Source organism: Leisingera caerulea DSM 24564, assembly GCF_000473325.1.
Lineage (GTDB): Bacteria > Pseudomonadota > Alphaproteobacteria > Rhodobacterales > Rhodobacteraceae > Leisingera > Leisingera caerulea.
Map to the genome: position 1 here is coordinate 199,549 of NZ_KI421513.1, position 20,850 is coordinate 220,398.

General features: G+C 62.7%; 17 protein-coding genes. 6 read left to right on the forward strand and 11 right to left on the reverse strand.

The annotated features are described in order from the left end of the window. Positions 1-279 precede the first annotated feature (279 nt). Together CAER_RS0108145 and CAER_RS0108150 are read right to left on the reverse strand one after the other, a co-directional pair. Entirely contained in the window at positions 280-1,488 is a 1,209-nt protein-coding gene (locus CAER_RS0108145; RefSeq protein ID WP_027234882.1) for an IS91 family transposase, read from the reverse strand. 6 nt (positions 1,489-1,494) lie between these two features. After that, complete coding sequence (locus CAER_RS0108150) at positions 1,495-2,409, reverse strand: tyrosine-type recombinase/integrase (RefSeq protein WP_027234883.1); 915 nt, start codon at positions 2,407-2,409, stop codon at positions 1,495-1,497. A gap of 392 nt (positions 2,410-2,801) precedes the next feature. On the opposite strand from CAER_RS0108150, the gene CAER_RS0108155 reads away from it, so the two are divergent. Both CAER_RS0108155 and CAER_RS30340 read left to right on the forward strand, forming a co-directional pair. Continuing rightward, positions 2,802-3,854, forward strand: a complete 1,053-nt coding sequence (locus CAER_RS0108155; RefSeq protein ID WP_209320197.1) for a DGQHR domain-containing protein — start codon at positions 2,802-2,804, stop codon at positions 3,852-3,854. Between the two features lie 446 nt (positions 3,855-4,300). Next, the gene (locus tag CAER_RS30340; RefSeq protein ID WP_209320198.1) at positions 4,301-4,801 is read left to right on the forward strand and encodes a hypothetical protein; all 501 of its coding nucleotides are present in this window, start codon (positions 4,301-4,303) and stop codon (positions 4,799-4,801) included. 418 nt (positions 4,802-5,219) lie between these two features. Here the strand turns inward: CAER_RS30340 and CAER_RS0108160 are convergent, their stop codons facing one another. The 6 genes from CAER_RS0108160 to CAER_RS0108190 all read right to left on the reverse strand — a co-directional run bounded on the left by CAER_RS0108160 (position 5,220) and on the right by CAER_RS0108190 (position 11,247). Further along, on the reverse strand, positions 5,220-5,633 hold the full coding sequence (locus CAER_RS0108160) for a F0F1 ATP synthase subunit epsilon (RefSeq protein WP_027234885.1): 414 nt from the start codon (positions 5,631-5,633) through the stop codon (positions 5,220-5,222). A 56-nt stretch (positions 5,634-5,689) separates the two neighbouring features. Then, positions 5,690-7,114 carry a F0F1 ATP synthase subunit beta gene (atpD, locus tag CAER_RS0108165; RefSeq protein ID WP_027234886.1) on the reverse strand — a complete coding sequence of 475 codons (1,425 nt, stop codon included), beginning with the start codon at positions 7,112-7,114 and terminating at the stop codon, positions 5,690-5,692. Between the two features lie 21 nt (positions 7,115-7,135). Further along, positions 7,136-8,011 carry a F0F1 ATP synthase subunit gamma gene (locus CAER_RS0108170; RefSeq protein WP_027234887.1) on the reverse strand — a complete coding sequence of 292 codons (876 nt, stop codon included), beginning with the start codon at positions 8,009-8,011 and terminating at the stop codon, positions 7,136-7,138. Positions 8,012-8,026: 15 nt separating this feature from the next. Continuing rightward, the gene (atpA, locus tag CAER_RS0108175) at positions 8,027-9,565 is read right to left on the reverse strand and encodes a F0F1 ATP synthase subunit alpha (RefSeq protein ID WP_027234888.1); all 1,539 of its coding nucleotides are present in this window, start codon (positions 9,563-9,565) and stop codon (positions 8,027-8,029) included. Next, positions 9,566-10,126: a F0F1 ATP synthase subunit delta gene (locus tag CAER_RS0108180; RefSeq protein WP_027234889.1), complete on the reverse strand. Its 561-nt coding sequence runs from the start codon at positions 10,124-10,126 to the stop codon at positions 9,566-9,568. It lies immediately after the preceding gene. Between the two features lie 374 nt (positions 10,127-10,500). Next, positions 10,501-11,247, reverse strand: a complete 747-nt coding sequence (locus CAER_RS0108190) for a class I SAM-dependent methyltransferase (RefSeq protein ID WP_027234890.1) — start codon at positions 11,245-11,247, stop codon at positions 10,501-10,503. 55 nt (positions 11,248-11,302) lie between these two features. Here CAER_RS0108190 and gloB point away from each other — a divergent pair, with 55 nt between their 5' ends. The 3 genes from gloB to CAER_RS0108205 all read left to right on the forward strand — a co-directional run bounded on the left by gloB (position 11,303) and on the right by CAER_RS0108205 (position 15,554). Then, positions 11,303-12,076, forward strand: coding sequence for a hydroxyacylglutathione hydrolase (gene gloB, locus CAER_RS0108195; RefSeq protein ID WP_036797170.1), 774 nt, complete (start codon positions 11,303-11,305; stop codon positions 12,074-12,076). Positions 12,077-12,252: 176 nt separating this feature from the next. After that, positions 12,253-14,577, forward strand: a complete 2,325-nt coding sequence (gene clpA / locus CAER_RS0108200; RefSeq protein ID WP_027234892.1) for an ATP-dependent Clp protease ATP-binding subunit ClpA — start codon at positions 12,253-12,255, stop codon at positions 14,575-14,577. Beyond that, positions 14,577-15,554, forward strand: coding sequence for a M23 family metallopeptidase (locus CAER_RS0108205; RefSeq protein WP_027234893.1), 978 nt, complete (start codon positions 14,577-14,579; stop codon positions 15,552-15,554). Before clpA ends, CAER_RS0108205 begins: the two co-directional genes overlap by 1 nt. A 356-nt stretch (positions 15,555-15,910) precedes the next feature. Here the strand turns inward: CAER_RS0108205 and CAER_RS0108215 are convergent, their stop codons facing one another. From CAER_RS0108215 to CAER_RS0108225, 3 genes are all read right to left on the reverse strand, one after another. Further along, positions 15,911-17,752, reverse strand: a complete 1,842-nt coding sequence (locus CAER_RS0108215; protein ID WP_027234894.1) for a peptidoglycan -binding protein — start codon at positions 17,750-17,752, stop codon at positions 15,911-15,913. 3 nt (positions 17,753-17,755) lie between these two features. Beyond that, on the reverse strand, positions 17,756-18,946 hold the full coding sequence (locus CAER_RS0108220; RefSeq protein ID WP_027234895.1) for a biopolymer transporter ExbB: 1,191 nt from the start codon (positions 18,944-18,946) through the stop codon (positions 17,756-17,758). 240 nt (positions 18,947-19,186) lie between these two features. Then, a complete protein-coding gene (locus CAER_RS0108225) occupies positions 19,187-19,717 on the reverse strand; it encodes a gamma-glutamylcyclotransferase (RefSeq protein ID WP_027234896.1) in 531 nt (176 codons plus the stop codon). 67 nt (positions 19,718-19,784) lie between these two features. On the opposite strand from CAER_RS0108225, the gene CAER_RS0108230 reads away from it, so the two are divergent. After that, on the forward strand, positions 19,785-20,783 hold the full coding sequence (locus tag CAER_RS0108230; RefSeq protein ID WP_027234897.1) for a DUF2125 domain-containing protein: 999 nt from the start codon (positions 19,785-19,787) through the stop codon (positions 20,781-20,783). Positions 20,784-20,850: the final 67 nt, after the last annotated feature.

Below are 20,850 nucleotides of genomic sequence, written 5' to 3' on the forward strand. Positions count from 1 at the left end.
CTCAAGCGGGAAATCGCGGGGTTGGGATTGGGCGGACCATCCCAGGTCTATGGGGATTTGAGCCGGTTGTTTGCCTTGGATTTTGCGGAGCTGGATGAGGCGGCAGCACTCCTGCAGGCGGCCTCAGCATAGGTTTTGCGGGCTTTGCTCAACATGCGTTGTATCCTGCGGTTTTCGTGACCTTCTGAACCACGGGCATCTGGGTTCCGGCCATGCCGGTGGGGTCGCAACCGGTTTTGAGCGCGGTTGAGATTGGACTTCCGGTTTTTGGCGCGCGTGTCATGCAGCAGCCCTCGCTGTTCCTGGCGGCGCTCTGGGGCGCCGTTCTGGCGCCATGGTTTCGACGATGACCAACCGCCCGCCGCAGCAGGGGCATGGCAGCGCGAGGACGCGGGCAAGTGCATCGGATGCATCGATATTGTCATCGCGAGCGTGACCCTGATCTGATGTTTCGGCCCCGAGCAGTTCCTTGATCCTGGCGATATTGGCGGCACGGTTGCCATTCCCGAAGAAGCCGTAGTGGCGGATGCGATGCTGCCCCTTGGGCAGGACATGGATCAGGAACCGGCGGATGAACTCGCCGGTCTTGAGGGTCATGGTGGTATGCCGCCCGGGACCGTTGACGCGGTAATCCTTGACGCGGAAGGTGACGCTCCGGCCGTCCATGCGGATCAGGCGGCTGTTCGAGATCGCGACACGGTGGGTGTAGCGCGACAGGTATGCCAGCACGGCTCTGGGGCCGGCGAAGGGCTCCTTGGCATACACAACCCAATCGATCTTGCGCAGCGGTCGCAGGAAAGCGTCGAAGGCCGCGCGATCCGCAAGCCTGGCATGATCGCCGAAGAAGTGCAGCTTCCCGGCTTTGTGCAGCCGGGCCAGCCCGTCCAGGAAGAGGCGCCGGTAGAGGCGGGACAGCACCCGGACAGAGAGGAAGAAATTCCTGCGGCAGGCGATCCAACCGGTGCCATCGGCAGACAGGCCACCGCCCGGCACGATCATGTGGACATGCGGATGGTGCGTCATCGCCGAGCCCCAAGTGTGCAGGACGGATGTGATGCCGGCCCGGGCGCCAAGGTGCTTGGGGTCGGCGGCGATCCGGATCACCGTGTCCGCACTTGATCGCATCAGCAGATTGTAGATCTCCCGTTTGTTATGGCGGGCGATGTCGGCGACCGGTTTTGGCAGCGTGAAGACCAGGTGGAAATACCGCACGGGCAGCAGTTCGGCCTCCCGCGCCGCCAGCCATGCCTTGGCCGCACCCGCCTGGCATTTGGGACAGTGCCTGTTCCGGCACGAATTGTAGGCGATATGTTCATGCGCGCAGTCTTCACATCGTGCAACATGACCGCCAAGCACGGCCGTGCGGCAGCGCTCGATGGCGCTCATCACCTTCAACTGATCGAGGCTGATATGGTCCGCATTGGCCGCCCGCCAAGCAGCACCATGCATGCGGAAGACATCCGCGACCTCCAAATGTGATGGGGGCAAGGCGCGCTATGACGCGCGTTTCCTGCCCTTCCTGCGCTTCGCCGCGGTCAGGCCGTCCAGCGGGCTCTCCACCGCCGCGATCATGCCCGTAGCGACGCTGGCATAGCGCGCCGTCGTGGTGAGTTTGGCATGACCGAGCAGCGCCTGAATGACCCGGATGTCGACGCCGCGTTCCAGCAGATGTGTCGCAAAGGAATGGCGCAACGTGTGCAGCGTCACCGGCTTGGTAATCCCTGCGGCCCGCGCGGCCTCCTTGAACAGCCGCGAAATCTGGCGGGCCGAGAGGTGTTTGCCGCGATAGCCGGGGAAGAGAACCCGCTCGGGTCCGGGCACGCCCGTGTCCTGGCTCGCGGGGCGTTGGGTCCACCACTCGCGCAACAAACCCAGAATGTCCCCGGGCAACATCACGTTGCGATCCTTGCGGCCTTTGGCCTGCACAATGCGGATGATCTTCTGTTCCCCGTCGATGTCGCCGACCTTCAGCCGGACGACCTCGCCCGCGCGCATGCCGCACCCATAGGCGAGCGACAGCATTACGCGCGCCTTCAGGCCGGGCGCCATGGCCAGAACGCGTTTGACCTCGTTGCGGCTCAGCACGAGGGGAACCTTCACGGGCTTTTTGAGGTGGAACACTTCGGCCGCAAGGTCATGCCGGCGCAGGGTGACCCGGAACAGGAACTTCAGCCCGGTCATGGTCTGGTTGCGGGTGCAGATACTGGTCCCGCTCTCGATCAGATGCAGCTGGAAATGCTTCACGTCATCCGGTGAAGCTGTCTCCGGAGATCGCCCGAGCCAGGAGGCAAACCGCTTGCAGGCCCGCAGGTGGCTGGTCTGCGACGCAGGTCCGAGATTGCGTGCGGACATATCCGCGATCATGCGGCCACGAAGCGGTGTCGTCGGTGTAGGATGCTGAATGGTCATGGCAAAACCCTCTGTCAATCGAGGTAAAATCACCTCGACCAACAGCACACACCCGACATCGAAAACCGCGAAACAAATCCCGGTTCAGCGCGACGCCTGCCACACAGAACCCCTATCGCGGAGCGATTTAGTGCATGAGCCCTTTGCAGACATTAGTCGCAGTGCAAGCGTTCGCCCGTGCGGCATGTGGTGAACCAGCCCAAGCCTGAACTTCATTGCTCCGCGTGTTTTGGAAAAAGCAGCTCTAAGTTGGTCGGAGAGCGATCAAATAACATTGCGTAGCTGTGACCATAGCAAAGCCCGGGAAGCAGATGCTTAGCAGGCTATGGCTATACGAAGGCCAAGAGAGCAGCTATCGTAAATCAATCCACAAGCTGTCACAACTTCCTAAGGTGCAGAAAAAACTTGTATGCAACACCTTGAAGGTCCAGTGGAGAACAGCCAAACTCCTGATATTTGCTCAAAACTTAACCATGGGGACAATAATGGCAAAAGAAAGCTATTCCGCTGTTCTAATCACTCAAGGCGAACATCGCTTTTATCAACTTGCCATGCCCAGCGATGTACTAAGTAGCTGCACATTTGTCTCGACGCGAGATGAAGATCCAGACAAAGGGTTTCAGCGCCTGCTCGACAAAAAAAGAGCAAAAGAAATTGCCACCTACATTGACTCGGGGCATGGTACGATTCCCACATCAATAATATTGTCTGCTCAAGAAATCTGTGGCCTTGAATACGATTCAAGAAATAAGACTATAAGTTTTGAAGTGTTGTCCGGGTCCTTCCTAATTCTTGACGGACAGCACAGGGTGTTTGGCTTCAAATTGGCAGAAACCAAAATTCGCGTTCCGGTTATTATATACGATGGATTGAGTCGTCGTGATGAGTCTCGGCTATTTATTGACATCAACTCCAAGCAAAGAGGAGTTCCGTCGGAACTGTTATTGGATATCAAGAAGCAAGCGGATTACGAGAACTCCGAAGAACAACTCTTCAGAGAAGTTTTTGACAAGATGAATGGAGACCCCAATAGCCCCCTCTTCGGCCGACTATCTCCATCAAAACGTGTGAAGTCAAAGATATCGCGTGTCACCTTTAATGCTGCTCTCAAGAGCATTTATCCAGCCCTAACCTCTCGCACTCCCGGGGAAATTCAGGAAATTTTGTCTGAATATCTAGCAAGTGTACGAGATCAAATCATCCGCAATGGCGGTGACGAAAACATCTTGCTGAACAGTATCACATTTCGAGCCATCGTTTCATTTTTCATACACGCTGCGAGAAGGGTGAAGGATCGGTTTGGACCTGAATATACGATTGATAATTTTGATGTAGTGCTAGGGCCGCTATTTGACAACATCCAAATCGCTAAACTTTCGGGGACATCTCAGTCCAAGATACTGGATTACCTTGAAAAACACTTCAAAGGTGAGTTTCAACTTTGAAAAAGAGTGATATAGATCTCATTAGACCGTTGTGGCTCCACCACAGCTTCGTCATGGATGAAGAGTGTAAGCAAAGCTTGAAACTATGGTTAAGTGAGGGGAATTACTACGTCAATCACTCGCCACCGGATGTGTCTCTCTACAGTCTGAAGCCAGATGAAGTGAAGCAGAGCTTGTCCCTTGACGCGTTTAGATTTGCATCGCATTCGGCGCAAACGGTTTTTGAGTTAGAAAGAACCACAGCATATCCAAAGCTTACATCCTGGAGAGTTATTCAAGCGTATTACGCGGCATACTTTGCCGCTCACGCTACTCTACGCTTTTTTGGCAGGTCGTTTTCTCACCTTGAGAACGGTCATGTTCAGTTTCTTAAGTCTCGCTGCTTTAGCGAGGCTGGGTATTCTCCAAATTTACCCTCTTCTTATTATCTAATAAGATACTCCCCCATGACCCAAAACCTTACCTTTGAGAAGTGCTCCGAAAGCCACAAGGACCTATGGAAATGTTACCAAGCGCTAATGAGAGACATCTCTTCTGAGGTGTTGAAAGCTCGTGCGTCGGAACAGCGTCGACAGGAAGTCGCCCAGATCTTTTCGGAACTTACAGAGGCGATTACCGCCCGGGGGCGGCATCCTGCGGGAAACTGGCTTTCGATAGTGCGGAATGAGGTGAACTACAAATCACTGCATGGAGTGTGGTTTCCATTCTCTAAGTCGGTACCTTCGTTCGGTACGTTAATTGGGAAGGTCAAGGATTGGCGTAACTGCTCAATCAACCTGGAAAATCCAAATACAGTTAAGGGTGAAATTGAAAGATTTTTTGTAACTTCATTCTCAATTATAGACTTCGGTCTTTCAATAGCATTGGACTATAAGGATCTTTTGAAAAAGGAGGGGCGGAGATCCGCCGATTTTTCACGTTTGATTAAGCTCAGTGCAGCTGCCTAAAAAGTTCTTGGTACTGGTTGCGGCCTCTTCTTCCAATCTTTTTCGTTCTATTCCCAAGCTGATGGCAACCGGGAATGTCCGATTTGGAATGGCCTGCGGCACGCGACGCTTTTGGTCCTGCCAGGCAGTAGGGTGCCGCCCTCAATCCCTTAAAACACTCGGCATCTCCGACGCCAGCCAACACCGCACACCGTTCGCCCCGCTTGAGTGGCGTCCGAGAAACATGCAGCAAGGCGGACACGGGCTAACGCACAGGCTGCGCTTGCAGCGAACGGCAGCTCCGTCCCGCGAATACCCTGTCCCGCTCCTACTCAGGAACGGTCCGCTATCGTCCTGCAGCCGTCCGCAACCCGCCTGCCCCAAAATAAAACCGGCCCCCAATGGGAGCCGGTTTCAAAATCGTCCTATCCGCGAAGGATCAGAGGGACATATGGGTGCCCAGGGCTTCCATGTCGGCGAGCAGCTTGGCTGCGTCCTCGACCAGGCCGTGGGGCTGGTCTTTCTCTTTCGCGGTCTTGTACATCTCGCGGGCTTCCTCGATCAGCTCGTTCATCTGATCGCGGGTCATCTCAGCCATCGGGATCGCGCGCTCGGCCAGAACCGACAGGCTGTCGCCTGCGATTTCGGCAAAACCGCCGGTCACCAGATACTCCGAGTTGCCTTCGGGGCTTTCGACCTTCAGCACGCCGGGGCGCAGGGTGGTGATGGTCGGCGCGTGCGAAGGCATCGCCGTCATGTCGCCCTCGGCGCCGGGGATCTGAACCGCGCTGGCCTGCAGCGACGCCAGGGCGCGCTCCGGGCTGACGAGGTCGAATTGCATCGTTTGTGCCATTGGGGCCTCCTTTCAGGGTTCCCCCGCACCGCGAAAGCGCGGGGGAAAATCCGTTCTTAGGCGGCTTCCGCAGCCATCTTCTCGGCTTTGGCGATCACTTCGTCGATGCCGCCAACCATGTAGAAGGCGCCTTCGGGCAGGTGGTCGTATTCGCCGGCCACAACAGCCTTGAACGACGAGATGGTGTCTTCCAGCGGAACCTGGACACCGTCGGAGCCGGTGAAGACCTTCGCAACGTCGAACGGCTGGGACAGGAAACGCTGGATCTTACGCGCACGCGCAACGGTCAGCTTGTCCTCTTCCGACAGTTCGTCCATGCCGAGGATGGCGATGATGTCCTGCAGCGACTTGTAGCGCTGGAGGATCTGCTGAACGTCGGACGCAACCGCATAGTGCTCTTCGCCCACGATCTGCGGGTCCATCAGGCGCGACGAGCTATCGAGCGGGTCCACAGCGGGGTAGATGCCGAGTTCGGAGATCGCACGGTTCAGAACGGTGGTCGCATCCAGGTGGGCAAAGGTGGTTGCCGGTGCCGGGTCGGTAAGGTCGTCCGCGGGAACGTAGACGGCCTGGATCGAGGTGATCGAGCCGTTCTTGGTCGAGGTGATACGCTCCTGCATGGCGCCCATGTCGGTGGCCAGGGTCGGCTGGTAGCCCACAGCGGAGGGGATACGGCCGAGCAGAGCGGACACTTCCGAGCCCGCCTGGGTGAAGCGGAAGATGTTGTCGACGAAGAACAGAACGTCGGTGCCGGACTGGTCGCGGAACTGTTCGGCCAGGGTCAGGCCGGTCAGCGCAACACGGGCACGGGCTCCCGGAGGCTCGTTCATCTGACCGTAAACCAGGGCCACCTGGGAGTCTTCCAGGTTGTCCGGCTTGATCACGTTGGATTCGATCATTTCCCAGTACAGGTCGTTGCCTTCACGGGTCCGTTCGCCAACACCCGCGAACACCGAGTAGCCGGAGTGCACTTTGGCGATGTTGTTGATCAGTTCCATGATCAGAACGGTTTTGCCCACGCCGGCGCCGCCGAACAGGCCGATCTTGCCGCCTTTGGAGTACGGGGCCAGCAGGTCGATCACCTTGATACCGGTCACCAGGATCTCGGACTCGGTGGACTGCTCGTTGAACTCGGGTGCGGGCTGGTGGATGGCGCGGGTCTCAGTCGCGCTGACCGGGCCCTTTTCGTCCACGGGTTCACCCACCACGTTCAGGATGCGGCCCAGGGTGGCGTTGCCGACCGGGATCGAGATCGGCGCGCCGGTGTCGGTCACGTCCTGACCGCGGACCAGGCCCTCGGTTGCGTCCATAGCGATGGTGCGGACGGTGTTTTCGCCGAGGTGCTGGGCCACTTCCAGAACCAGGGTTTTGCCGCCGTTTTCGGTGTGCAGTGCGTTCAGAATTGCGGGCAGGTGGTCGTCAAACTGGACGTCCACAACGGCGCCGATGATCTGGGTCACCTTGCCTTTTGCTTGTGCCATTTGTTGGTCTCCGGTTGTCTCTTAGAGCGCCTCAGCGCCCGAAATGATTTCAATCAGCTCGTTGGTGATCACGGCCTGACGGGAACGGTTGAACTCGATGGTCAGCTTGTCGATCATCTCGCCCGCGTTGCGGGTTGCGTTGTCCATCGCGCTCATCCGGGCACCCTGTTCGGATGCACCGTTTTCCAGCAGCCCCGAGAAGATCTGGGTCGCCACGCCGCGCGGCAGCAGGTCCGCCAGGATCCGCTCTTCGCCGGGTTCGTAGTCGTAGACGGCGCCAGAGCTCTCGCCTTCCTCGGCTTCAAAGGAAGCCGGGATGATCTGCTGCGCGGTCGGAATCTGGGTCACCACGTTGACGAACTCCGAGTAGAAGATCGTGGCAACGTCGAATTCACCAGCATCGAACCGGGTCAGGATGTCCTTGGCGATCGCCTGCGCATTGGCATAGCCGATACGCTTGACTTCGCTGAGGTCCACATGGCCGACGAAATCATCGCCCAGGTCGCGTTTCAGGGCGTCGCGGCCCTTTTTGCCGACGGTCAGGATCTTGACCGTCTTGCCCGCGGCCTTCAGCTCAGCCGCCTTTTGGCGGGCGAGCTTGGCAATGTTCGAGTTGAAGCCGCCGCACAGACCGCGCTCGGCAGTCATCACGATCAGCAGCTGTACCTGGTCCGAGCCGGTGCCGCGAAGCAGCTTGGGCGCGGAGTCGGAACCGCCGACCGAGGCCGCCAGCCCTGCCATCACGGCGTTGAACCGCTTGGTGTAGGGCCGGGAATCCTCGGCAGCTTCCTGGGCGCGGCGAAGTTTCGCCGCGGCCACCATTTGCATGGCTTTAGTGATCTTGCGGGTCGATTTGACCGACTCGATCCTGTTTTTAAGGTCCTTGAGAGAAGGCATGTCCCGACTCTCTCCTTATGCGAAGGTGGCGGCGTATTCGTCGATCGCAGCCTTGAGTTTGTCAGCGGCGTCGCCCTTGATCTTGGGATCTTCGTTGGTGATCCAGTCCAGGGTCTCCTTGCCTTTGCCGCGCATATGCGCCAGCAGACCTGCTTCCCAGCGGCCGACGTCCTTGATGTCGACCTTGTCGAGGTAGCCGTTGGTGCCGGCGAAGATGACGCAGACGATTTCGGCGTTGGTCAGCGGCGAGTACTGCGGCTGCTTCATCAGCTCGGTCAGACGGGCGCCGCGGGCCAGCAGCTGCTGGGTGGCGGCGTCGAGGTCGGAACCGAACTGGGCGAAGGCCGCCATTTCGCGGTACTGGGCCAGCGACAGTTTCACCGGGCCTGCAACGGTCTTCATCGCGTTGGTCTGGGCCGAGGAGCCCACACGCGAAACCGACAGACCGGTGTTCACGGCGGGGCGGATGCCCTGGTAGAACAGCTCGGTTTCCAGGAAGATCTGGCCGTCGGTGATCGAGATCACGTTGGTCGGAATAAACGCGGACACGTCGCCGCCCTGGGTTTCGATAACCGGCAGAGCGGTCAGCGAGCCGGCGCCGAAGTCTTCGTTCAGCTTGGCCGAACGCTCCAGCAGGCGGGAGTGCAGGTAGAAAACGTCGCCCGGGTAAGCTTCACGTCCCGGCGGACGGCGCAGCAGCAGGGACATCTGGCGGTAGGCCACGGCCTGCTTGGACAGGTCATCATAGATGATCAGCGCGTGCTTGCCGTTGTCGCGGAAGTATTCGGCCATCGCGGTCGCGGCGTAGGGCGCCAGGAACTGCAGCGGCGCCGGGTCGGACGCGGTTGCGGCCACGACGATGGAGTATTCCATCGCGCCGGCTTCTTCCAGCTTCTTCACCAGCTGGGCAACGGTCGAACGCTTCTGGCCGACAGCAACGTAGACGCAGTACAGTTTCTTGGACTCGTCGTCGCCTGCGGCGTCGTTGTAGGTTTTCTGGTTCAGGATGGTGTCCAGAGCCACGGCGGTCTTACCGGTCTGACGGTCGCCGATGATCAGCTCGCGCTGGCCGCGGCCGATCGGGATCATCGCGTCAACCGACTTGAGGCCGGTTGCCATCGGCTCGTGCACCGATTTACGCGGGATGATGCCCGGCGCCTTGACGTCTGCGACCAGACGCTGGGAAGCGTTGATCGGGCCCTTGCCGTCCAGCGGGTTGCCCAGACCGTCGACAACGCGGCCCAGCAGCTCGGGGCCGGCCGGAACGTCCACGATCGAGTTGGTGCGCTTGACGGTGTCGCCTTCTTTAATGTCGCGATCGGAGCCGAAGATCACGATACCGACGTTGTCGGCTTCCAGGTTCAGCGCCATGCCCATGATGCCGCCCGGGAATTCGACCATTTCACCGGCCTGAACGTTGTCGAGGCCGTAGACGCGGGCAATACCGTCACCAACGGACAGCACGCGGCCGATTTCTGCCACTTCGGCTTCTTGACCAAAATTCTTGATCTGGTCTTTCAGGATCGCAGAAATCTCTGCTGCTTGGATACCCATTTATCCGACCTCTTTCATTGCATTCTGTAGGGAGTTGAGCTTGGAGCGGATCGAGCTGTCGATCATCTTCGAGCCCACTTTAACGACAAGACCGCCGATGATGGAGGCATCGACGGAAGCATTGATGGTAACTTTCTTGCCCACGCGCTCGGCCAGGGTCTTGGCCAGCTTTTCGCTCTGGGTCTTGGTCAGCGCCTTGGCGGACACCACCTCGGCGGTGACTTCGCCGCGGGCGTCAGCCAGGCGGGCGCGCAGCGCCTCGATCAGCGCGGGCAGCACAAACAGGCGGCGCTTGTCAGCCATCAGAGCCAGGGTATTGCGCAGGACGGGCTCCAGGCCCATCTTGTCTGCCACCGCGGTGATTGCGGCGCCCTGCTCTTCGCGCGACACGAGCGGCGAGTGGATCAGGCTGTTGAGGTCGTCGCTGTCAGCCAGCGCGGCTGCCAGGTCATTGATGCTGGTTTCAAGGCTGTCGAGCGCCTTGTTTTCTTCAGCGATGTCGAACACCGCCGTGGCATAGCGCGCAGCAATGCCTGCAGAAATCGAAGCTGGTTCGGACACGTCCACCCTTCCGATATGTTTTTGGCCCCGGTTGGCGTACCTGGCGTCAGGAGGCGTCCGGGGGCGTGAGTCATCCCCCATTGGCAGCGGGGCGTTGAAATCAGCGTGGGTCTAGCAGAGCGGATGCGACCTATCAACTGTCTATAACGGTAACGGATGAAAGCATGTTTTCCGTGTTTTCAAAGGCTTGCGGGAAGTGCGGCCCTTTGACCACAGTCGGCAAATAAAAAAGTGCGGCTGAACTGCAGAATTTGGCGATTCCGGACAGCGGCATTTGCCCCGAAATCCGTCACATATCGCTGCCGGGGCCGGTTTTGCTGCGCTGCGGCGGCGGCGCCGGCAGTTTCAGGGAATCGAAATCGGCGGCCACGGGGTCAGGCCGGCTCCGGCATCGGGTTGGACAGCCCTTCCAGCACCCGGATGCGGCTGGGGGTCTTGGTGCGGATCATGTGGCCCTTCTGCGGATAGGTCTGCTTGCTGACCTCGACCATGAACACCCCGCCGGCCAGCATTGCCGGCAGTTTGCGGCCCATCTTCTCCAGCATGGCGCCGGATTTGAGCCAGAACCGCTTGTGGCTGGGCAGCCGGTACAGCGCCGCGGTGTGCTGCTCGATGGCGAACTGATGCTCGCGCAGCTGGCCTTCGAGCTGGCGCAGCGTGTAGGGGCGGCCATAGCCGAAAGGGGTGAGATCCGAGCGGGCCCAGAACCCGGCCCGGTTCGGGACGATGAAAATCGCCCGGCCGCCCGGCCCCAGCACCCGCCAGCATTCCTCCAGCAGCCGGGCGGGCCGTTCCGAGGTCTCCAGCCCGTGCAGCACCACCAGCCGGTCGATCCGGCCGGTATCGACAGGCCAGCTGGTCTCCTCGCACAGCACCGAGACATTGGGCATCCCCGCAGGCCATTGCATCACCCCCTGCGGCCCCGGCATCAGCGCCATCACCCGGCGCGCCTCCGGCAGGTAGGGGCGCAACAGCGGCGCGGCAAAGCCGAAGCCCGCGACCGTCAGGCCTTCGGCCTCCGGCCACAGCTCCAGCAGGCGGCCGCGGATCGACGCCTGCGCCGCACGGCCCAGCGTGCTGCGGTAGTAGAAGTTCCTCAGATCCTGCACATCAAGATGCATTGCGGGCGCCTGCTGCTTCGGCCAATCTGGGCGCAGTTTAGCAATGTAAAGGCGAATGACCATGCCTCTTGAGATCATCACCCTGCCCTGCCTGTCCGATAACTATGCCTTTTTGATCCATAATCCGGACTCGGGCGAGACCGCGCTGGTGGACGCGCCCGAAGCCGGCGCCATCAAGGCAGCGCTTGAGGAACGCGGCTGGGGGCTGGACTGGATCCTGCTGACGCATCACCACTGGGACCATGTGGACGGCGTGGCAGAGCTGCGGGAGGCTTATGGCGCCAAGGTGACCGGTGCCGAGGCGGACGCGCACCGGCTGCCTGATCTGGACTTGGCTGTGAAGGACGGCGGCACATTCACCCTGCTGGGCGAGGAGGTGCAGGTGATGGATGTTTCCGGCCACACGGTGGGGCATATCGCCTATTACATCCCCGGCGCGGACGCGGTGTTCACCGCCGACAGCCTGATGGCACTGGGCTGCGGGCGGCTGTTTGAGGGCACGCCGCAGCAGATGTGGGCCAGCCTGTCGCGTCTTGCCGCGCTGCCGCCGCAAACTATGGTTTACTCAGGCCATGAATACACCCAGTCTAACGGTGCCTTTGCGGCCACTGTGGATCCGGGCAACCCGGCGTTGCAGGACCGCATCCGCGATATCGCAAGCGCGCGGGAAAAGGGTGACCCGACAGTGCCTTCGTCCTTGCAGCTGGAACTTGGCACCAATCCGTTCCTGCGCGCCGGTGATAGCGCCATCAAAGCGCATCTGGGCATGGAAGATGCTGATGACGCAGAAGTTTTTGCCGAAATCCGCAAGCGCAAAGACAATTTCTGAGCAAATCAAGGGCGTCCGGGTGCAACAGGGAGAAAATAATTGTGACCGTAAAATGAAGAAAAGCCCTTGAAGCCGGCGCTCTATCAACCAAACTCTAACCATATAAGCACATGGTTGAACTGAGGGGTTGGTTAATACCGCCCCGCCGGCCAACCCAAGATCAGAGGAGCACGCCCGTGCCTTCATTCTCGAGCACCCTGGAACAGGCCATTCACGCAGCGCTTGCGCTGGCGAATGAACGCCGTCACGAATTCGCAACCCTGGAACATCTGCTTCTGGCCCTGATCGACGAGCCCGACGCGGCCCGCGTGATGCGCGCCTGCAGTGTCGACCTGACCGAATTGCGATCCTCCCTGGTGGAATTCGTGGATGAGGATCTTGCCAATCTGGTCACCGATATCGACGGCTCCGAGGCGGTGCCGACCGCCGCCTTCCAGCGCGTCATCCAGCGCGCAGCGATCCACGTCCAAAGCTCCGGCCGGACTGAGGTAACGGGGGCGAATGTGCTGGTCGCCATCTTTGCCGAGCGCGAAAGCGATGCCGCCTATTTCCTGCAGGACCAGGAGATGACCCGCTATGACGCGGTGAACTTCATCGCCCATGGCGTCGCCAAGGACCCGGCCTATGGGGAATCCCGCCCGGTCACAGGCGCGACGGAGCAGGAAGAGGACAACCTGACCACCGCCCCCGAGGGCGAAAAGAAAGAGTCGGCGCTGGCGAAATACTGCGTCGATCTGAACGCGAAATCCCGCGACGGCGACATCGACCCGCTGATCGGCCGCGACCACGAGGTGGAGCGCTGCATCCAGGTGCTGTGCCGCCGCCGCAAGAACAACCCGCTCTTGGTGGGCGATCCTGGCGTTGGCAAAACCGCCATCGCCGAGGGCCTGGCGCGCCGCATCGTCTCGGGCGAGACGCCGGAGATCCTGTCGGAAACCACCATCTATTCGCTCGACATGGGCGCGCTGCTGGCGGGCACCCGCTACCGCGGCGATTTCGAGGAGCGGCTGAAGGCCGTGGTCTCCGAGCTGGAGGACCACCCGGACGCGGTGCTGTTCATCGACGAGATCCACACCGTGATCGGCGCAGGCGCCACGTCGGGCGGCGCGATGGATGCGTCCAACCTGCTGAAACCTGCGCTGCAGGGCGGCAAGCTGCGCACCATGGGCTCCACCACCTATAAGGAGTTCCGCCAGCATTTCGAGAAGGACCGCGCGCTGTCCCGCCGGTTCCAGAAGATCGACGTGAATGAGCCGTCGGTGGAAGATTCCATCGAGATCCTGAAGGGTCTGAAGCCCTATTTCGAGGAGCATCACGGCATCAAGTTCACCGGCGACGCGATCAAGACCGCGGTGGAGCTGTCGGCGCGCTACATCAACGACCGCAAGCTGCCCGACAAGGCGATTGACGTGATTGATGAGGCCGGCGCCGCGCAGCACCTGATCATCGAAAGCAAGCGCCGCAAGACCATCGGCGTCAAGGATATCGAAGCGGTCGTGGCGAAGATCGCCCGTATTCCGCCCAAGAACGTCTCCAAGGACGATGCCGAGGTGCTGAAAGATCTGGAGAAGTCGCTCAAGCGCGTGGTCTTCGGCCAGGACGATGCGATCACCGCCCTGTCGAGTGCCATCAAGCTGGCCCGTGCCGGCCTGCGCGAGCCGGAGAAGCCGATTGGCAACTATCTGTTTGCGGGCCCCACCGGCGTCGGCAAGACCGAGGTTGCGAAACAGCTGGCAGATCAGCTGGGTGTGGAGCTGCTGCGCTTTGACATGTCCGAGTACATGGAGAAGCACGCGGTCTCCCGCCTGATCGGTGCGCCTCCGGGCTATGTCGGCTTTGACCAGGGCGGCCTCTTGACCGATGGCGTCGATCAGCACCCGCACTGCGTGCTGCTGCTGGATGAGATCGAAAAGGCGCACCCGGATGTCTACAACATCCTCTTGCAGGTGATGGACAACGGCCAGCTGACGGACCACAACGGCCGGACGGTCAATTTCCGCAACGTGATCCTGATCATGACCTCCAACGCGGGCGCCTCCGACATGGCAAAGGCTGCCATCGGCTTTGGCCGCGACCGCCGCGAGGGCGAGGACACCGCCGCCATCGAGCGCACCTTCACGCCGGAGTTCCGCAACCGCCTGGATGCGGTGATCTCCTTCGCGCCGCTGGGCAAAGAGGTGATCCTGCAGGTGGTCGAGAAGTTCGTCCTCCAGCTGGAAGCGCAGCTGATGGACCGCAACGTCTCCATCGAGCTGACCCGCAAGGCGGCCGAATGGCTGGCCGACAAGGGCTACGACGACCGCATGGGCGCGCGGCCTTTGGGCCGGGTCATTCAGGAGCACATCAAGAAGCCGCTGGCAGAGGAGCTCTTGTTCGGCAAGCTGACCAAAGGCGGCGTCGTCAAGGTCGGGATCAAGGACGGCAAGCTGGATCTGCGCCTGGAGGGTCCGGGCAAGCCGCGGATTTCCGGCGACCGGCCGCCGCTCCTGACCGCGGACTGATGCGCCCCGCAGGACTGCTGATCGCTTTATCGCTCGCCGCGCCCGCCGCGGCGGGCGATTTTCGTTTGCAATTCCCGCTGGATTGCACCCTTGGCCAGGACTGCCACATCCAGCAGTTTGTGGACCATGACCCGGGCCCCGGGGCCGAGGATTTCACCTGCGGCACTCTCAGCTATGAGGGCCATAAGGGCACGGACATCGCCCTGCCCTACCTGTCGGACATGCGGGCCGGCGCCACGGTCCGCGCCGCCGCGGATGGCGTCGTCCTGGGCAGCCGCAACACCATGCCGGACCAGTACGCGACCGCAGAGAATGCCGCGGCCATTGAAGGCAAGGAGTGCGGCAACGGCGTTGTGCTGCGGCATGGCGGCGGCTGGGAAACCCAGTATTGCCACATGAAGCGCGGCTCGATCCGGGTCCAAAGCGGCATGAAGGTCAAGGCCGGAGATGCCCTGGGCGAAGTCGGCCTGTCCGGCAAGACCCAGTTCCCGCATCTGCATCTGTCTGTCCGCAAGGACGGCGCGGTGGTGGATCCCTTTGCGCCGGACAGTTCCGGCACCTGCGCCAGTCCGTCCGGGCAGACGCTCTGGGCCGACCCGCTGCCCTACCGGCCCGGCGGCGTGCTGGGCGCAGGCTTCAGCACTGCCATTCCCGAATACCAGGCGATCAAGGATGGCACCGCCGACCAGGCGCCGCTGGCCGCGGATGCCCCGGCCTTCGTGTTCTGGGCCTACGCCTTTGGCGGCCAGGCCGGCGACACGCTGGAGCTGACGGTGACCGGGCCCGGCGGTGAGTTTGTGAGCCGCCGAGAAGCGCTGGAAAAGGATCAGGCGCAGTTCTTCCGCGCCACCGGCCGCCGTCTGCGCGGCGGGTCCTGGCCTGCGGGCAGCTATACCGGAACGGCGCGCCTGCTGCGCGGCGGCAGCGAGGTGGACAGCTTCAGCAGCAGCATGAGGCTGGCGGACACCCCGGACTAAAGCTTTGCTGTATCACGGTGCCGCATCTGCCGGGGCAGCAGCCCCGGCAGATGCGCGGCCCAACCGGCGCGGACGCCCCAGCGGGGCGGCCAGGCGCCGGGCGGGAGCGCGCCGGAATACGCCGCTGGGGCTGCAACGCGCGGGACGTTTTCCTTCAAAAGTTGATAACTCCCGCATTCGCAATAGTTTTAATAGTGCCCTACTGCCCGGTGGGGCAGCAACCCGTGCGTAACTAGTAGCTTGTCTCCATTAGTGAAGCGGGTTGCACCTTCCGCCGGCCGCGCTGGCGCAGCCCCTTTGGCCGGCCGCGGGCGCCAGCCGCAGCACGGGGCGGATCCGCAAGGCGCCGGCCCGGATTACTTCTCGGTGAACTTCAGCTCAATGCGCCGGTTCTGGGCGCGCGCTTCGGGCGTGTCCGCCGGGTTCACCGGCTGGTACTCCCCGAACCCGTTGGCCGCAAGCCGCGACGGCGGCACCCCCAGCGCCTCCACCATATAGCGCACCACCGACAGCGCCCGTCCCTGGCTGAGCTCCCAGTTGTCGGAGAATTTCGGATGTGCGCCCAAAGGCGTGTCATCGGTATGGCCGTCTACCCGGATGATCCAGCTGATTTCCGGCGGGATCGCTGCTACCACGCTTTGCAGGATCGACACCACCTTGGCGATCTCCACCTTGCCCTCAGCCGACAGGGTGGCGCTGCCAGGCGCAAACAGCACTTCGGAGGCAAAGACAAAACGGTCGCCCTGGATGCGCACGCCCTCCTGGGTGCCCAAAAGGTCGCGCAGACGGCCAAAGAACTCCGACCGGTAGCGCTCCAGGTCCTGTGCCTTGCTGGCCAGCGCCTCGGCTTCGGCTTCCAGGCGCTTGCGCTCCTGTTCCTCCAGCAGCCGCCGCCTGCGCTCCTCTGATGCGGCGCGGGCGAGGGCTGCGTTCAGGTCCTGGCCCAGGTTCTGCAGCTGCACCTGCTGCGCGGCGTCGCGGGCCTGGTAGTCGTCCAGAATGGCCTGCAAGCCCCCCAGCTGTTCGCGCAGGGCCGCCACCTGCTGGTTGAGCAGCGCGGTTTCTCGGCGGGCCTCCTCTGACACCGCTTTCTCCTGCGAGAGCGCCTCGCGGGCTTGCGCCAGAAGGGCGGCGCGTTCTTCCGCCTGGGTCAGCCGGTCCGACGCGGTGGCCTCCGCCGCCTCCTGCGCGGCGGCTGCCGCCAGCAGCCGCTGGCGCAGCACGTCCAGCTCGCTGGCCTGAGTTTCCGCCGCGGCCAGCGCCGCCTTGGCCTCTGCCAGCTCTGCCGCCAGCCGCCCGGCTTCGGCGTCCGAGCCTGCGCGGGCCGTCTCCAGTTCGGACAATTGCGCGTCGAGCTGCTTCTTTGCGGCCTCGGCAGCGGCCAGCAATGTCAGCGTATCCTCAGCCTCCTGCCGCTGCGCCTCCAGCGCCAGGGTCATGGCGGTCAGCTCAGCATCCGCCGATTGCAGCTTTTCGCGCAGGGCTTCGGCGGCGGCGGCTTCCACCATCCGGGCCGCTTCCTCGGCGCTCAGCTGTTCCTGAAGACCGGCGATTTCTTCAGTGTTTGCTGTTTGCTCCGCCTCCAGGCTGGCGATCAGCGCTTCCATCGCCTCGCGCTGTGCCGCGGCCAAACGGGCCGCTTCGGCCTGGGCGTCGATCTCGCCGCGGGCCTGGGCCAGCGCCAGGTTCAATGCCTCCTGCTCGCTGAGCAGTTTGGCGCGGGCCGTTTCCAGGCTTTCACGCTCTGCGCTCAGGTCAGCGACCCGCGCCTGGGCCGCGTCGCGGCTGGCGATCAGCGCCGCCACCTGCGCTTCGAAACTGGTGATGCGGCTGGCGGCCTCGGACAGTTCGCCCGCCTGCCGGTCGCGCTCTGCGGTCAGCGAGGTGATCAGGTTGCGCGCCCGCTCGAGGTCCTGTTCCGCGGTGTTGAGCGTTGAGGTCAGCGCCCCCAGCCGGGCGTTCAGGCGGCTGTTTTCCCGCTCCTCCAGCCCCAGCGCGGAGGCCAGCGCGCTGACTTCGGCGGAGAGCTCATCCAGCTCGCTTTCCTGGCCCGTGATTGTCTCGCGCAGCACAAACTGAACCACCATGAAGATGGTCAGCACAAACATCAGCACCAGCAGCAGCCCGGTCATCGCATCGACAAACCCGGGCCAGATCGAGGCCTGGAACCGCTGTCCTGTGCGCCGGGAAAGGGCCATAGGTTATTCCCCCGCGTCCCGGCCCGGCAAGCCGCCGCGCGAGAGGCCGCGCGGGCGGGCGAAGGCCTTGATCATCAGGTCGATGTCCTTGCGCAGCTCTGCCAGGCTTTCCTGGCGGCCCGCGGAAATTTCTTCGAGGATGCGCAGCATCTGCACGTCGATCGAGCGCAGCCGCATCCGGCTTTCGGCGTCGATCGCCCCCTGCTCTCCTTGCGCGCGCAGGATCTCGGTCAGCGCTTCCTGCCCGACTGCCACCCGGTCCAGTGCCGCGGTAATGGTGCCGGTCTGCTCCTGGCGCTGGTTCATCTCCTGGATGGTCTCCACCAGCGCGCCCAGTTTCTGATCCACCGCCGCGCGGCCTTCGGAGGTTTCTGCAAACATCGCCTGCAGCGCGTCCATCTGCTCGGCCATGTTGTCGAGCACTTGCGAAACCACGCCGCTGTCCCCGGCGCCGTCCTCGCCGGAGGAGAAGCTGACCCGGGTGATCGAGGAGAGCCATTCCTCCAACTCGCGGTAAAAGCGGTTCTGGCCGTGGCCCGCAAACAGTTCCAGCAGGCCCACGATCAGCGATCCGGCAAGGCCCAGCAGCGAGGAGGCGAAGGCCACGCCCATGCCGCCCAGTTGCGCCTCAAGACCTGTCATCAGGCGATTGAAAACCGACAGGCCTTCTTCGCCCTCCTGCGGCGCCAGGCTGCGGATGGTGTCGACGACGGCGGGAACCGTGGTGGCCAGGCCGTAGAAGGTACCCAGAAGGCCGAGGAAAATCAGCAGGTTGACGATGTAGCGGGTGATCTCGCGGTCTTCGTCGATGCGGCTGGCGACCGAGTCCAGGATGGAGCGGGTCGAGGCGGAGCCCAGCTGCATCCGGGCGCTGCGCGTCGCCAGCAGCGACGCCAGCGGTGCCAGCATCGACGGCGGGCGGCGGTGGTCCTGGTTGTCGCCGGCGGCAAAGCGTTCGATCCAGCGCACCGAGCCGATGAGCTGCACCACCTGCCAGAAGCAGGCCAGCACCCCGATCACAAACACGAAGACGATAAAGCCGTTGAGCCAGGGGTTGGCCTGGAACACCGGCAGCACCCGCGGCAGCGCCACAAAGGCCCCGAATCCGGAAAGCCCCAGCGCGATCAGCATCATGATGATCTGCCGCACCGGCTGGGAGAACTGCGGCCGGGTCTTGCGGTCTGGCTGCGCCATACGTCTTGGCTCCTGACACTTATGTCTGCTCTTATTTGGTTCGCAGCCTATAAGCAAAGTGCCAGGAGCGCCAAGGCTTTATGGCTGTCCGGCGCTGTGGTTTCCCGAACGGCCGCGTTTCCCGGACCTGCAACCGCCTGTCCGCCCCTCAAACCGCGGGGTTGCCTCCGGCGAAACGGGCGGGCGCCGCCCTTTGTGGATGCCTTATCTGCTGCCCTGACCGGCACGTCCGGAGGGGACTCAGGCAGTGATTTCCCGCACCCGGCCCGCCAGCCAGTCCAAGTCGCTGTCATGCAGGCCGATCTCGGCCAGATGTTCAGCAGTGTTGTAGAGGTATTCGGTATTGGGACCGCGCCCGCCGACCGCATGGGCAATCATCTGCGCCTGCTCTTCAAGGCTGAGGCCGCCGCAATACTGCACGTGGTGCGGGTCGATCACGTAGGTCACGGCGGTCACCATGGAGCCACCCGCCAGCTCCACCTCCAGGTCACGCTCCAGGTAGGCCGAGGAGATCAGCTCGCGCTCGCGCAGCTCCGCCAGGGTCTGCTCTTCGTGGCCGGCCTCCACCGACAGCGCGATGCCCTTGCAATGGGCGCCCTCGGCCGCGTCCAGCGCCAGCACCAGGCCGGGGTGGTCTTCGGTGCCGCGGTGGTGAATGGAGGTCATGCAGAAGGAGCGGGCATAGCCGTGCAGCACCGCAACCTCGCGCCGGGCCACCGGGAAACCGGGGTTCCAAAGAAGTGATCCGTATCCGAATACCCACATGGTCATGTCGTCTGGCCCTTTCTGCTGCCCCCCTATAAACAGCAATCCTGTTGCGGACAAAAGAGGCTATCCGATGCGCCTGGCAAAACTGCTGATAGCCATTGCGGCAATGTGGAGCCTGTACTGGGCGGCGGCGGCCTGGGGGCTGAAGAACGGCATCGAGGCCTGGTTCGATGCGCAGGACAGCCGGGGCTGGCAGGCGGAATACTCCGGGCTGGAGACACAGGGCTATCCGTTCCGGCACCAGACCCGGATCAGCCGCCCTGCCCTGGCGGATCCCCGCACCGGCACGGCTTGGCGGGCGGACTGGCTGGAACTGGACAGCCCCGCCGCCTGGCCCGGGCGGCTGGAGCTGCATTTCCCGGCGACGGCGCAGCGGCTGTCGTATTTCGACCGGACTGCGGTGATCACCGCAGACGGGTTGCAGGCCAGCCTGCACCTGAAGCCCGGCACGGCGCTGGAGCTGGAGCGGCTGGCGGCGGTGGCGGACAGCTGGCAGATCGAGCGCGGCGGCGAGACGGTGCTGAGCGGCGCGGCGCTGGACCTGCGCATGGTGCAAGCGGACAGCCCCGAGACCTACCGGATCACCGCCGGCGCCCAGGAGTTTGCGCCGCGCGCGGCCTGGCGGCGGCTGCTGGCGGCCAGCTCTGCCCTGCCGGAGCGGTTCGATACGCTGGCGCTGGAGATGACGGTTGCCTTTGACGCCGCCTGGGACCGGTCAGCGCTGGAGCAGCAGCGGCCGCAGCCGCGCCGGATTGATCTGAAACTGGCCGATGCCCGCTGGGGTGATTTGTGGCTGAAGGCGACCGGCGCGCTGACGGTGGACGCGCAGGGGCTGCCCGAGGGGGAAATCGCGCTGCAGGCGGAAAACTGGCGCGGGCTGGTGCTGATGGCCGAGCGCACCGGCGCGCTGCCGCCTGCGTTGCGCGGCACAGTGGAGCGGGTTCTGGGCCTGCTGGCAGAGGCCAGCGGTAATTCCCGCGACCTCGACATCGCCCTGGGGTTCAGGGACGGTTATGTCACCCTCGGCCCGCTGCCCCTGGGCCATGCGCCGCGGCTGATCATCCGCTGACCGCGCGCCCGCACGCAGCCTGCTCACCGCTGGCAAGGGCAGGACTGTGCGAGGCTCTGCCTCGCGC

What these genes read in the sequence shown, in the direction of transcription:
- CAER_RS0108160 (WP_027234885.1), bottom strand. Translation starts at nt 5,633, where the DNA reads ATGGCACAAACGATGCAATTCGACCTCGTCAGCCCGGAGCGCGCCCTG.
- CAER_RS0108225 (WP_027234896.1), bottom strand. Translation starts at nt 19,717, where the DNA reads ATGACCATGTGGGTATTCGGATACGGATCACTTCTTTGGAACCCCGGT.
- CAER_RS0108150 (WP_027234883.1), bottom strand. Translation starts at nt 2,409, where the DNA reads ATGACCATTCAGCATCCTACACCGACGACACCGCTTCGTGGCCGCATG.
- CAER_RS0108220 (WP_027234895.1), bottom strand. Translation starts at nt 18,946, where the DNA reads ATGGCGCAGCCAGACCGCAAGACCCGGCCGCAGTTCTCCCAGCCGGTG.
- CAER_RS30340 (WP_209320198.1), top strand. Translation starts at nt 4,301, where the DNA reads ATGACCCAAAACCTTACCTTTGAGAAGTGCTCCGAAAGCCACAAGGAC.
- atpA (WP_027234888.1), bottom strand. Translation starts at nt 9,565, where the DNA reads ATGGGTATCCAAGCAGCAGAGATTTCTGCGATCCTGAAAGACCAGATC.
- CAER_RS0108190 (WP_027234890.1), bottom strand. Translation starts at nt 11,247, where the DNA reads ATGCATCTTGATGTGCAGGATCTGAGGAACTTCTACTACCGCAGCACG.
- atpD (WP_027234886.1), bottom strand. Translation starts at nt 7,114, where the DNA reads ATGGCACAAGCAAAAGGCAAGGTGACCCAGATCATCGGCGCCGTTGTG.
- CAER_RS0108230 (WP_027234897.1), top strand. Translation starts at nt 19,785, where the DNA reads ATGCGCCTGGCAAAACTGCTGATAGCCATTGCGGCAATGTGGAGCCTG.
- CAER_RS0108170 (WP_027234887.1), bottom strand. Translation starts at nt 8,011, where the DNA reads ATGCCTTCTCTCAAGGACCTTAAAAACAGGATCGAGTCGGTCAAATCG.
- CAER_RS0108215 (WP_027234894.1), bottom strand. Translation starts at nt 17,752, where the DNA reads ATGGCCCTTTCCCGGCGCACAGGACAGCGGTTCCAGGCCTCGATCTGG.
- gloB (WP_036797170.1), top strand. Translation starts at nt 11,303, where the DNA reads ATGACCATGCCTCTTGAGATCATCACCCTGCCCTGCCTGTCCGATAAC.
- CAER_RS0108205 (WP_027234893.1), top strand. Translation starts at nt 14,577, where the DNA reads ATGCGCCCCGCAGGACTGCTGATCGCTTTATCGCTCGCCGCGCCCGCC.